The sequence below is a fragment of the Okeania sp. SIO2F5 genome, from assembly GCF_010692685.1.
In the GTDB taxonomy this organism is placed as follows: Bacteria; Cyanobacteriota; Cyanobacteriia; order Cyanobacteriales; family Microcoleaceae; genus Okeania; species Okeania hirsuta.
This window is the reverse complement of the sequence record NZ_JAAHGU010000182.1, coordinates 1-12,532: the sequence shown is the minus strand read 5'-3', so window position 1 is coordinate 12,532 and position 12,532 is coordinate 1. Positions and strand designations below refer to the sequence as shown.

At 33.8% G+C, this 12,532-nt stretch carries 11 protein-coding genes; 9 read left to right on the top strand and 2 right to left on the bottom strand.

Annotation, left to right across the window (positions count from 1 at the left end):
* Nucleotides 1-558: 558 nt before the first annotated feature.
* The gene (locus F6K27_RS30075) at nucleotides 559-753 is read right to left on the bottom strand and encodes a DUF2949 domain-containing protein (RefSeq protein ID WP_287279590.1); all 195 of its coding nucleotides are present in this window, start codon (nucleotides 751-753) and stop codon (nucleotides 559-561) included.
* A 643-nt stretch (nucleotides 754-1,396) separates the two neighbouring features.
* Nucleotides 1,397-1,915 (bottom strand): hypothetical protein, encoded by a 519-nt coding sequence (locus F6K27_RS30070; RefSeq protein WP_287279589.1) that lies wholly within the window; start codon nucleotides 1,913-1,915, stop codon nucleotides 1,397-1,399.
* Between the two features lie 329 nt (nucleotides 1,916-2,244).
* Here F6K27_RS30070 and F6K27_RS30065 point away from each other — a divergent pair, with 329 nt between their 5' ends.
* The 9 genes from F6K27_RS30065 to F6K27_RS30025 all read left to right on the top strand — a co-directional run bounded on the left by F6K27_RS30065 (nucleotide 2,245) and on the right by F6K27_RS30025 (nucleotide 12,157).
* Nucleotides 2,245-4,227, top strand: a complete 1,983-nt coding sequence (locus tag F6K27_RS30065; protein ID WP_287279588.1) for a PAS domain-containing sensor histidine kinase — start codon at nucleotides 2,245-2,247, stop codon at nucleotides 4,225-4,227.
* The gene (locus tag F6K27_RS30060) at nucleotides 4,205-5,314 is read left to right on the top strand and encodes a response regulator (RefSeq protein WP_287279587.1); all 1,110 of its coding nucleotides are present in this window, start codon (nucleotides 4,205-4,207) and stop codon (nucleotides 5,312-5,314) included. Before F6K27_RS30065 ends, F6K27_RS30060 begins: the two co-directional genes overlap by 23 nt.
* A gap of 357 nt (nucleotides 5,315-5,671) precedes the next feature.
* The gene (locus F6K27_RS30055; RefSeq protein ID WP_124144973.1) at nucleotides 5,672-5,914 is read left to right on the top strand and encodes a hypothetical protein; all 243 of its coding nucleotides are present in this window, start codon (nucleotides 5,672-5,674) and stop codon (nucleotides 5,912-5,914) included.
* 106 nt (nucleotides 5,915-6,020) lie between these two features.
* On the top strand, nucleotides 6,021-6,242 hold the full coding sequence (locus tag F6K27_RS30050) for a DUF6737 family protein (protein ID WP_287279586.1): 222 nt from the start codon (nucleotides 6,021-6,023) through the stop codon (nucleotides 6,240-6,242).
* Nucleotides 6,243-6,423: 181 nt separating this feature from the next.
* A complete protein-coding gene (locus F6K27_RS30045) occupies nucleotides 6,424-7,002 on the top strand; it encodes an endonuclease NucS domain-containing protein (RefSeq protein WP_287279585.1) in 579 nt (192 codons plus the stop codon).
* A 27-nt stretch (nucleotides 7,003-7,029) separates the two neighbouring features.
* A complete protein-coding gene (locus tag F6K27_RS30040) occupies nucleotides 7,030-7,524 on the top strand; it encodes a hypothetical protein (protein ID WP_287279584.1) in 495 nt (164 codons plus the stop codon).
* A gap of 453 nt (nucleotides 7,525-7,977) precedes the next feature.
* Nucleotides 7,978-8,931: a glycosyltransferase family 2 protein gene (locus tag F6K27_RS30035; protein WP_287279583.1), complete on the top strand. Its 954-nt coding sequence runs from the start codon at nucleotides 7,978-7,980 to the stop codon at nucleotides 8,929-8,931.
* A gap of 512 nt (nucleotides 8,932-9,443) precedes the next feature.
* Nucleotides 9,444-10,724, top strand: a complete 1,281-nt coding sequence (locus F6K27_RS30030; protein ID WP_287279582.1) for an NAD(P)/FAD-dependent oxidoreductase — start codon at nucleotides 9,444-9,446, stop codon at nucleotides 10,722-10,724.
* Nucleotides 10,725-10,816: 92 nt separating this feature from the next.
* Nucleotides 10,817-12,157: a cytochrome P450 gene (locus F6K27_RS30025; protein WP_287279581.1), complete on the top strand. Its 1,341-nt coding sequence runs from the start codon at nucleotides 10,817-10,819 to the stop codon at nucleotides 12,155-12,157.
* Nucleotides 12,158-12,532: the final 375 nt, after the last annotated feature.

Genomic DNA, 12,532 nt, shown 5'->3' with positions numbered 1-12,532 from the left:
AATAACGCAATCATTAGCTTTATGATCTGACTTGCAGTTAGTAAACGCCATAAGTAATTCTACTCAATTCAATATCAAGGTTTTCTGTAACCTATCGTAATTCAAATTGAAGTGCGGAATGTGGGTTTAATAAAAAAGATTTATAGCAGTCGAAGAAAAGAGCGCGGACATTTCAAAAGCTTAAAATTAAGACAACGCGATTTTTCCTTCTTCCTTCTTTCTTCTGCTATAGCACTACGCATTGAGATTAGGACAACTAAGAAACTTCAAAACATTACAGTTAAAAGTTTTGACTCTAGCTGAATGCTGAATGCTGAATGCTAAATGCTGATAGCTATATATAATTTTTCCCTGTTTATTATTCCATAAAAAAAAGGGAGTAATCTTGCTGAAAAAGCTAACTGAGATACTCCCTTGTTTAATTGAAATTTTTTATTCAATTTAGTTTTTATAATTTTTCTTGGTTTAAAACCCAATTCATACCTCCTTAAATGTCGCTTCATTTGTATTACCAGGGTAATATATCTATGGCCTAGATGATTCAGGAAATATAGTTGATTAAATGTGGGCCATCTGCAACCAGTCGAATATTTGATCTAACTGCTTCAATGTTACAAGACCGTATTGCCAAAGTATCATCGGTAATTGATTAGGGTCTTCTTCCTTATGTCGTAAAGCAATGGCGATCGCTGAATCAGAGATGGACAACTCCCACTTCAAGAATTTGATTAACTGAGCTTGTTTTGTAGACATGATTAAAAGTTTTCTCCAGTAGTATATTAAAAAATTTTAAATCGGTTTTATTTGATAATCACGATACCCAGTATCAATTATTATTAGGTAACCTTCAATGAGTCACATCATTAAAAGATGTGACATCTCTCAATTTTTGTAATGATGCAGATCACAATTTTGTTGTCTAGAACACTAAACTCTAGTTCTAAAAGTTGGTCACTCTTGAGCATTGTTGATGAAACATTGATACATTTCAACCTCTATAAATAGTTATTAATTTAATTATCAATCAATATAGATGAAAAATATGCTTTTTTTATGAGTAGCATATATAAAGTAAATATTTGATAAAATGAGTATATACTTAACTATCTGATCTTCTCTGATTTAAAGTTTCATAATACTGTCTGACTTGTGGGATGATGTAGAGATTTTATAAATTTATTACAGGAAACTATAATTACATCACCCTCAGCAATATTACTGATGTAGGCAATAATAGCTTTGATTACTTATATCTAGATATTGTAGTAGATATGCATAGATAGAAAATAGTGAGAAAAACCTTTCCTATCTAAGATTCATTATCAATATATGTCCTAACCAACCCTTTCTTTGCTATAGTTAATTGCCTATAGAAGTCTATTAGATACTAGAAAACTTATTTATCCGGTTTAGGAGATTGCTTGATTTCTGATTCGGCAGATTTTAGCGCTTGGTCTAAGATAATACGAGCTTCTTCTGCTTTCTCTCTTGCTTCTCTATAACGCAAATTAGCCACAGCAAAAGTTTTCAACACCTTAAAACCATCTTTAAGATTAGCAATTTCTTCAACAGTGACAGCTTCATCTGTGAATAGTACCTCAATTGCAGAACGAATCTTTAGTGCTTCCTCTCTCGATTCTACAACCTTAATCTTCAGCGCTGCTAGATCGCTAAGTATTTGTACTGCTTGGGCAACAGCTTCTTCTTCCTCAGAGGTAATTTCCTTTGATTCTTTTGACTCTTTGACCTCAATAAATTGCTCCGGACTAAATCCATTTTCTAATTCTGTGAGTATTTCACCAGAGTCCATCATTTCCACAAGCTTATCCATAGCTTTCTGACGGGCCCGGGGTGACTCTTTCCCCCTAACAGTTATAATCGTATCTGGATTTTGAGGCAAGGTATAACTAACCATAATTTGACTAACAATTTAGGTATAAATATAACTAATATACAGTAAAAATAATCATACCATTTTAGACGGAGCTAGCTGTAAATAATTAATAATTTTTGCCTGCCCTAAATTATTGTTAATGACGAGTCAAAAAAAATTGTAGTTAGCTCATATTTAACCTACTATAGCTATCCTATATAGAATATGAACATTAGCTACATATCAAGAGAAGTAACTCTTAGTATTTAGATAACTAACATTTATTCAAAACTTATTTAGGACAGGTATATTACAATATTCTGATGTACGAAGTCTATGACTTAAATTATGATGTTTCAATCTAATTAGCTATGCTAAATGGATGGCTGAAAAAACTACAGAGAATATCCCCTATTGAGAAAATACTGAGCTATTTGGATAGTGCTAACCCTACTTCTGAAAATAGCAGAGACTTAACAAATGTTTCATATCCACAGTGGCAACATCGTTTTTTGATTGCTCGACTAAATTTAACATTGTGGCTAGCTTTTTTCTTTTTCTTGAGTAGAAGTATACTCAGTTTAATCTTCTTCATACTAGATAAATACCCTCCTTTAGAAGAGTGGGAAATTGCCAGGATTTTAGTACATTTAACCTTACTTGGTTGTATATTTCTACTACGAACTTCCTGGGGTAGTCGTCATCTTGGTCTAATATTTCTCTGCTTTTCTTGGTCTGTGACTATGATCGAGCAAATTTCAGATACAGTTACGAGAAATGTTAATCCTGAGTTTTTTGTCTGGATGTTGACTTTCTTTTCTCAGGCAACTTTAATTCCGGTTAGATGGTTTTTACACCTAATATCTCAGATTACTGTATTAGGTTATTACTTTGGTGTCAATCAGATTCTTGGTTTGGATGTAGCACCTTTAGATTGGAATTTTATGAAGATGCATCTTGGCATTTTCTGGGTATGTTTAATTTGTGATATTTCTGTATATTTATATGAATCTTTGCACAAAACTGAGTTTAATACTAGATTACAATTAGAAACAGCATATCAAGAACTAAATTCAACTGAGGCTAAATATCGTAACATTTTTGAGAATTCAGTTGAAGGTATTTTTCAGTCTACACCAGATGGGCATTACCTTTATGGTAATCCTACTTTAGCCGAGATATTTGGTTATGACTCGCCAGAGGACATGATGGCAAAAGTTACTGATATTGGCAAACAAATTTATGTTAATTCTAACTCTAGAGATGAATTTATTGATTTAATTAGCAGGGATGGAAGTGTATTAAAGTTTGAGTATCAAGCTTATCGTGCTGATGGGAGTATCATCTGGGTTTCTGAGAATGCCAGAGCAGTGCGTGACCCAGAAGGTAATTTAATTGCTTATGAAGGTGATATTGAAAATATTACAGAGCGCAAGTGGGCAGAAACTGAAATAAAGAAAGCACTAGAAATAGAAAAAGAATTGAATCAACTTAAATCTCAATTTATTTCCATGGCATCCCATGAATTCCGTACTCCTTTAACTACTATATTAGCTTCGGCAGAAGCATTAGAACACTATAGTCATAAATGGAATGAAGAAAAAAAACTGACTTATTTGCGTCGTATACAAGCTACAGCTCAATATATGACAGGGTTACTTAATGATATATTAGTTATAGGCAAAAAAGAATCAGGTAATTTTGAATTTAACCCAGCACCATTAGATTTAGAAAATTTCTGTCGAGGTCTCATAGAAGATATTAAACTCAGTATTGGTAGTCAATATTCCCTTGATTTTGTGTTTCAAGAAGCCAAGCAATTAACAACAAAAGATTCTGGCAAAGATGGGATTAATCTAAGTATTTTAAAATTCATTCAATCGGATTCAATTCAGCAAGAACAAAAGCAAAATGATGCTATCTATAATACTCCACCAGAATCACAAAATGAATCTAGCGCACAAATATTTGAATTGGTTTTCATAGATGAAAAATTGTTGCGACATATTCTATCCAACTTACTTTGGAATGCAGTTAAATATTCGACCCAAGGTAGTCATATTTTTCTCAAACTTTCTTACTTAAATAACTATGCAATTTTTCAAATTCAAGATGAAGGTATGGGAATTCCAGCAGCAGAACAAAAATATTTATTTGACTCTTTCTACCGCGCTCAAAATGCTATTAATATTTCTGGTACAGGGTTAGGACTTACTATTGTCAAAAATTGTGTAGATTTACATAGAGGTCAAATTTTTGTCGAAAGTGAAGTTGGGGTAGGAACTACATTTACTGTCATCTTACCGTTAAATTTAGAAAAGGAAAATATAAATGAAAAAAATTCTAGTGATTGAAGATGAAAAAGTAATTTTAGAAATAATTACAGATGTTTTAGAAGCAGAAAATTTTATAGCAATAGAGGCAGAAAATGGTAGAATAGGAGTAGAAAAAGCTCTAGAAATTGTTCCAGATTTAATTATTTGTGATGTAATGATGCCAGAACTTGATGGTTATGAAGTATTAAAATTATTACGGAAAAATTTAGTAACAGAAACAATTCCATTTATTTTTATGACTGCAAAATCCACAAAAGCTGATTTAAGAGAAGGAATGGAATTAGGAGCTGACGATTACTTGACAAAACCTTTTACCAGAGATGAATTAATGAAAGCAATTAATACCAGATTAGAAAAACAAGGAACTATTCAAAGAAAAACTCAAGAACAACTAGATGAATTAAGAAGTAGTATAACTTTATCTCTACCTCACGAACTACGCACTCCGCTCAATGGAATTATTGGTTCTGCCAATTTTATTATTGAAGAGTTTCAAGAATTAGAAAACGATGAAATTTTAGAAATGGTAGAAAATATTCATATTTCTGCGCACCGTTTATATAGACTAATCCAGAATTTTTTACTATATGCAGATTTAGAGCTATTATCACGGGAGCGAGATAGATTAAAATTATTTACAACAGGTTCTGTTAGTAATCCTAAGTCAATAATTAGAGAGGTTGCTCTAGAAAAAGCAAGAAGTTTTAATCGCTTAAAAGACTTAGAAATTGCATCAGAAAATACTCATTTAAAAATTTCTGAGCCTAACTTTAGAAAAATTGTAGATGAATTGTTAGACAATGCCTTTAAATTTTCTGATTTCGGCACAAAAGTTAAGGTAGTAGGTAGATTAGTTCATCATGTTTTTGCTGTTGATTTTATCGATTTTGGCAAAGGGATGAGTTTTAATGAAATTTCTAATATCGGAGCTTATAAACAATTTAATCGTAAAATATATGAGCAACAGGGATCGGGCTTAGGTCTCAGTATTGCTAAACAAATTGCTGAATTACATAATGGGCAATTAAAGATCCAAAGTATTCCTTTAGAACAAACCACTGTAACTGTTTTTATCCCTACAAAGGTAACAGAAAAAGGCTGTTAAACTATGAGTTAATTTCTAACTGCTAATTTGATATTCATAGTTGATAGTTAAAATGGATAAAACCAATTTGATCGAGCAATGTCATATTAGTAAAGAAAAGAAAAAAGGAAAAACTGAAGTTGGAATTCGTAATCAAGAACATAAAAAGGAAAAATAATAGAAATAAGTATATAATAGGATTGGATTAGTTCCTTTTTAGGAGTAAAATATTTATTTTTTTTTGTGGGATTTATACATAAAAATTGGTATAATAGCTTAAAATAGATAACAAAAAATATAGATGAGTAAATATATAAATAATGTTACTTACCTAGTTATAGTATAATAACTTAAAATATTAATGGAAAATTACTAACAATGAAAGAAAAATTACTCAACTGGTTAGATACATTTTTAGTAGCAGATGTATTTCTAGTAATAATTGGTTTTGCTTGGTTCGCGATCGCTGTGATTGGTCGTTATTCTGGAGTGGCTTTAGGTCTGGATCTTTGGCATAGATTATGGGAACCAGTATTTACTCCAGCTATCGGAATTTTGATGGGAGGTGCAATTCTCAGTGGCATAATTAAACAAATTACCAAACGTTTAAATTCTAATTAACATCAAATTTGGTTCATTACTAATAAAAAAACTTTCTCCTTGTTACTTTGTTACTTTCGGCAAGTTTATTTCACTTTTTGTATTCCTTATTCTTCGTTTATTATTTATGAAAAATTCAATTGAACAAGAAAAGTTTAACCCTTGGAATTACAAACCTTGGTGGTGTCAACCTTGGTCAATACTTATGACAGGAATCACTATTATTAGTAGTAGTTGGTTAGTGTTTAAAATTGTTTGGTTAACAGTTATTATCTCTATTCCTACATTAACTTGGATGGGATTTTTCCTGGTAGTTTGGCCTAAATTAATGGCAGAATCGAGAATGTGATAAAAATTGATTTTACAGCTATACATTCAGCATAATTATGTCACAAAATCTATATTAAATAAAAAATGAGATGCTAACCATAAAAAAGTAGAATTGCATCGGTTACAAACAGAGATTAATATCACTGTTGCTGTTTCTAAACAAGTCTAAAATTGTATCAAAAATTTAGATTCAATTATATATGTTCAGTAACGCATATTTAATCAAGAATGGTTCTGGGTGGGAATTTGTCAGTGAAGAGATTTTAGAAGATTTTCTTGATGAAAACTTAGAAATTTTACTAGGTTTGAAGGTCTTAGACAGACAATATATCGTTAATATTCAAAGGTGCGATATTTTAGCTATTGATAGTCAGGAAAAATTAGTGGTGTTGGAGTTAAAAAATGTTGAGGATAGGGGAATTGTTCAACAGTTGACTCGTTATTATGATGCTTTGTTAGATGAGAAACCTTTTAGTGACAAAGTTGATTATCGGCAACCTGTGAGATTAGTGGCAATTACTCCTAGTTTTCATCGGGATAATTTTACAGATCGAAAATATCACACTCTTGATTTTCAGTTTTTAGAGTTTTCTGTTATTTCAGATGGGAATAACTTTTATTTTTGTTTGAAAGATATTGATAATGGGGAGATTTCAAAGGCAATTATTCCCTATCAGGAACTAGAAAATGATTTAGATTTACCTACCCCACCCACAGTACTTTTGAAAGTTGTAAATAATTTAGATGTTCAACAGCAGGAGGAGGTATTGAGAGTTTGACAGAAAATTCTGAAGTTTGACAGTAGGATGCAAGAATTTTCTTCTGCTGGGAGTATTAAATATGGAATTGGTAGTGGGAAAAGTAGTAAATTTTGTGCTGAATTTTTCCTGGATAAAGGCGAATTAATAATATTTCTCTGGATACCATATAAAGGAGGTGAAAGTTCGAGAATTGGCAGATCTAGAATTTGGACAGATTGGCAAGATAAAGCTTTGATTGAGGGTTATGTATCCAGTGGAGTAGGAACAGAAATAAATCGGCATAAAAGAAGTATGCAAAAATTAATAGAAGCAATTGAAATAGGAGGTAATTATTCTCAGTTTTCTATTGATATTGGTAATCGTATATACTACTTTTCGTTACCGATAAGCAAAAATATGAGGGAAAAATATATTAAAGCAGTTCTTAGAATTATGAAATATCCCAAAAAACCAAAACCTCTCACCTGTGAAGATATGGAGCTATTTAAACATTATAAAAAACTATGGGAAGCAAGAATAGGAGAAGAATTAAAAACATAAATTTTAGATTGTTATAAATCTCTAGACTCATTAATTGATTTGGGTGCATCTCACATTTGCAAAAATACTTTTTTCCTATATATTCCCTATTCCCTGTTACCTGTTGCCTGTTGCCTAAAAGCGATAAATTTTTGGCTTTATTCAAAATTGAGATGCACCCATTGATTTAGGATTAGAAAAATGGCGTTCGAGACTTTAAATATAATTTAGATAAAGTTCTATTTATCTTTTTCTTTATTGGTTTAATATCCTACCGTCTACAGAGTTTCTACAATTTGGTTAGGATTTGTAGACGCGGAGGGAATGCTTAAAAGTTGCCCCATCCACTTTTTTCTTCTTCCTTCTTCAATATTTGCTATAAAATTTCTGTAAAATTACCCCAAAATTAAATTATTGGCTGACGATAAAAAAATTTGATACAATGTAGCTAAAACTTAGCTAATATACATAAAAATGACTCAGCCAATATTATCAATTGTAGTACCCACAAGAGAAGGTCTTCCTGAATATTGGATCGAAACCCTTTTAAAAATCAATGGAGATGTAGAGTTAATTTTAGCCCACCCTCCAGGAATGGAAAAACTGCCAATTAGCGACCCCCGAATGCAACAAATAAATAGTTCATTTCGCGGAGAAATAATTCAAAGAATGACTGGGTTAACAAACGCTTCAGGGAAATATATTTTAACAGTCAATTGTGATGAGCTTTTGCATCCAGATATTGCAGAAATAACCAGACAATATTTTACTAAATATCCTGATAATTGGGTTTTAAGACTTAATAGAAAAGATGTAAAATACGGTGATGAGGCTAGTTTAAAATCTCCATGGGAACCAATATTTAATATTGATGAAATGAATACTTGTGGTGTAAGGACGGGAGACCAAAACTTACAAAATCAACCAAATTATATGGTAGAAATACCCATAGCTCCTTTGCATAATAAATTCAATCCCTTGTGCCTTTTAGGGAAAAGAAAAGATCATCAAGGATGGCATACAGAAAACTTTGATAAAAAAGTATGGAAAAATGAAATAGTACAAGCAACTTTAGCAGATATTAGAAATGCGATGATTTTGTCAGGACCGTTTAAATATTTTCCTTTTTGGTGTCTGGATAGATTATTAGGGCTATCTATTCAAGCAAAGTATTATGAGCAAGGAAAAATTATCGGTCATAAATTGCCTAAACCAGAACAAATTAGGATTGAAGATAATCCTCCTGAATACAAAAGAACTAAAAGATTTTATGTATTTGCCGAACTTTTGTTACTGAAAAATAATCCTCAATATGGCTATCTCTGGAATTTGATTTTAGCTCAATTAACAGAGATTCCTGTGAGGGCAGTTTCTTCTGTGAGTCGCCAGTTATCTAAGAATAAAATGCAGAAAATTACTGATGGATAATGGTCATTTCAGTTATCAGTTATCAGTGACGACCACTAAAGCCGGAGGCTTGAAAATACTGAATTGAATATTCTCTTGATCGATTGGATATGGCGAGGAAACCTCGCCATCCCACCCTTCGGGAAGCTGCGAAGATCGACCGCTTTTTCATCCCCTTAAAAGGGGAGGCTTTAAACCACAATTTTTCCGTAATTAGTAATTGGTAATGGGGAAAGAAAAAAGCAAATCGCGAAAAGGTTTAATGCAATTATTTATAGCCTCAATTTGCAGGTATTCTATAGTTACAGAGCGCTTGCCAACAAGGAAGTAAATAGGGATTTTCTACGAAATGTCCCTAAAAAATTGTTATTATTAGGCGTTGATAAATTGAGCTATGAATAATCGGGAATTGGAACATCTTTACTAATTTAAAGATACTGAATCAGTAAACAAATAGAATACTTCAACAAAACTACCGACGTGTGAATAACACAAAGTTTTTCGGTGTAGTCTGGCTAAAAGGAAACTTGTAAATGCAGAAGATTATAATTATTGGAGCTGGCCCAGTAGGATTATTGCTAGCCCACTATCTACTCAGTCGAAGAGATTACCAGGTTGAGATTTATGAGCGTCGGCTCGATCCTCGATTGGCAGAACAATCAAATCAGCGTACCTTCCCAATTGCTCTACAGTCACGGGGCTTAAATGCTATCGATCAGATTCTTGGGTTGAAAGTAGCTTTAGCAAAAAAAGGAGTTTGGTCTCAAGGAGTTTTAATTCATCGCAAGCAGGGCAAACCTCGTCGGATTAACCGGAAGATGCCTACACTACTTATTGACCGCAATCAACTTAATTTGGTGCTATTGGAACATCTGCTAGAGAAGCATAGTAGGGATTTGGTGAAGGTCAAATTTGATTGTTCCTGCGTTGGCATTAATCTAGAAAGTCAGGAGGCGATCCTCCAGTCCAACAATGGAGAAAGGTTTACTACTAAATATGACCGTCTGGTGGGAGCAGATGGGGTGGGTTCTCAGGTACGGGAGGTATTGAGTGCTAGATCGGATATCCAATGTCAACAGGATTTTATCCCAGATGTATACAAATCATTGCACGTTCCTAGAATTGCGCCTGATCAAACAGTAAAGCTGGCAGGAAACTACCTTCACACCTCAACTTTGGGCAAAGGAATTCGATTGGTTATGGCTCCTAAACCTGACGACTGGCTTTATGGAACGCTGATCTTTCCCCCAGATAATAATCCCCTGGAAAATTGCACTACTGATGAAGCAGTTTTAGCCTATTTTCAAGAGAACATTCCATTTCTCAAACCTTTAATGCGGTTAGAAGATGCTGCTGTCCTCCGGCAACGACCTGTATCGAAAATTATGACGGTGAAGTGTGACCGGATGCACGTTGGCGATCGCATTTTGCTTGTTGGAGATGCTGTCCATGCAGTTTCTCCATCTATTGGACAAGGATGTAATGCTTCACTACAAGACGTGCAGGTATTTGCTCAATGTTTAGATCGGTACGAGGATAAATGGGAAGAAGCGCTTCCAGCTTTTACAGCCGAGCGACTATCAGATATTCATGCCTTGCGAGAGCTGTCAAATTATAGTTTTCCCCGCTCAAAACCTATGATGTTAGAATTCATTTTCCGGCTGACCATTGGTAAGAAGCTAAGACCTTGGTTTCCATTGCTGACAAATCCTCTGCCAATGGAGTTGATAATGGAGAGTGAACTTCCCTATTCTGAAGTGTTGAAACGAAGTCAAGGCTGGATTAATCGAGTCAGACAATCAATGCAGAATTAAATCGTAGGTTTTTGTTCAAATGTCCTATCTCGTCTGTGTTGTTCTTCTCGCAATGGTAAACTGCCAATAAAATTAGACAGGAAAGTATCAAAATGCCAACTATTAAGAAGACAGAAGAAAATACTCATCCTTTACCCCCTGGTAGTTTTGGACTGCCATTAATTGGTGAAACCATTGATTTTCTAAGAGATCGTAATTTCGCCGATCAACGAGAACAAAAATACGGTACTATCTTCAAAACTCATATATTAGGTCGTCCTACAATTGTAATGATCGGCCCTGAAGCAAACCGTTTTATTCTCCAGACTCATTTTGACCATTTTTCTTGGCGTGACGGTTGGCCGAAAAATTTTCACGAACTTTTAGGCAGGTCTCTTTTCTTGCAAGAAGGGGAAGAACATCAAAGAAACCGTCGATTATTAATGCCTGCTTTTCATGGACAAGCTTTAAGGAATTACTTTGCCACTATGGTTGATACTATCAATCGTTATTTGGTGAAATGGTCTGAGATGAAACATCTGACTTTACTACCAGAAATGAAACAGATGACCTTTGAAGTTGCAAGTATATTGCTTTTAGGTAGTAAACCAGGAACAAAAACTGCACTTTTGTCTCGAAAATTTAGTGAACTAACCGCAGGTTTATTTGCTCTACCCATTAGGCTACCTTTTACTACTTATACCTTAGCGTTAAAGGCGAGGGATTTTTTACTGAATCATATAGAAGAAGAAATCAGAGAAAGAGAAAAAAATCCGACTCAAGATGCACTAAGTTTATTAATCGAAACTAGAGATGAAGAAGGAAACAGTCTCAGTCTGGAAGAAATTAAAGTACAGGCATTACTAATGCTATTTGCTGGACATGAAACCACAACATCAATGCTGACCTCATTATGTATGGCATTAGCACAACATCCTGATATTTTGGCACAAACAAAAGCCGAGCAAGAAAAATTAAAACCGCAGGGACAGTTGAGTAATGAGCAACTCAAACAAATGCCTTATTTAGAGCAAGTCCTTAAAGAAGTAGAAAGACTATATCCTCCTGTCGCTGGAGGTTTTCGAGGAGTGGTTAAACCTTTTACCTACAATGGTTACTATGTGCCCCAAGGTTGGCAGGTATTATATCGCATTGAAAAAACTCACCGAGATCGAAGAGTTTATACTAATCCTTCCGAATTCGATCCAGAGCGTTTTCATCCAGAAAGAGCTGAAAATAAGAAGATGGATTATAGCTTAGTTGGTTTTGGTGGAGGTTCCAGATTTTGTTTGGGTTATGCTTTTGCTCAAATGGAAATGAAGATTTTTACTTCTCTACTATTGCGTAATTATCAGTGGAAATTAGAGCCAAATCAAGATTTATCCCTTAGTTCTATTCCCAGTTTACATCCTCGTTCTGGTTTGAAAATACTAATGATGAAAAATTCAGGCTAGAACTTTACCAAAAAATTGGGTCTCTTCCCCTCACCCATAAGCAGGCTACTTTTTAATTGATCAAGTAGAAAAAATATTCTATGGTGTTATTGTCGCGGGTAGGCTAATAGACATCTCCAACGCCTAAAAAATAAAATCAATTATCGCACAGAAATTATCAATTCTTTCCCCCTACTCCTTACTCCCTACTCCCCACTCCCTCTTTTATGAAGATGTCTAATATCAAATCCGGTTGAATACTTATCATATATAGCAATGAGCGCTGGCATCTTTACATATTACATAAATATTGATAATGTAACATAAAAGTAACTGTATGAGCTGTATTTTTCATAAATTAGGCGATCGCTAAAGGTTAAAGTTTTAAGGATGCGT

Excerpts from the sequence above, each read along its gene's own strand:
- F6K27_RS30050 (WP_287279586.1), top strand. The coding sequence starts at position 6,021 with ATGAAAAATTCAATTGAACAAGAAAAGTTTAACCCTTGGAATTACAAA.
- F6K27_RS30035 (WP_287279583.1), top strand. The coding sequence starts at position 7,978 with ATGACTCAGCCAATATTATCAATTGTAGTACCCACAAGAGAAGGTCTT.
- F6K27_RS30065 (WP_287279588.1), top strand. The coding sequence starts at position 2,245 with ATGCTAAATGGATGGCTGAAAAAACTACAGAGAATATCCCCTATTGAG.
- F6K27_RS30075 (WP_287279590.1), bottom strand. The coding sequence starts at position 753 with ATGTCTACAAAACAAGCTCAGTTAATCAAATTCTTGAAGTGGGAGTTG.
- F6K27_RS30030 (WP_287279582.1), top strand. The coding sequence starts at position 9,444 with ATGCAGAAGATTATAATTATTGGAGCTGGCCCAGTAGGATTATTGCTA.
- F6K27_RS30070 (WP_287279589.1), bottom strand. The coding sequence starts at position 1,915 with ATGGTTAGTTATACCTTGCCTCAAAATCCAGATACGATTATAACTGTT.
- F6K27_RS30060 (WP_287279587.1), top strand. The coding sequence starts at position 4,205 with ATGAAAAAAATTCTAGTGATTGAAGATGAAAAAGTAATTTTAGAAATA.
- F6K27_RS30055 (WP_124144973.1), top strand. The coding sequence starts at position 5,672 with ATGAAAGAAAAATTACTCAACTGGTTAGATACATTTTTAGTAGCAGAT.
- F6K27_RS30045 (WP_287279585.1), top strand. The coding sequence starts at position 6,424 with ATGTTCAGTAACGCATATTTAATCAAGAATGGTTCTGGGTGGGAATTT.
- F6K27_RS30040 (WP_287279584.1), top strand. The coding sequence starts at position 7,030 with ATGCAAGAATTTTCTTCTGCTGGGAGTATTAAATATGGAATTGGTAGT.
- F6K27_RS30025 (WP_287279581.1), top strand. The coding sequence starts at position 10,817 with ATGCCAACTATTAAGAAGACAGAAGAAAATACTCATCCTTTACCCCCT.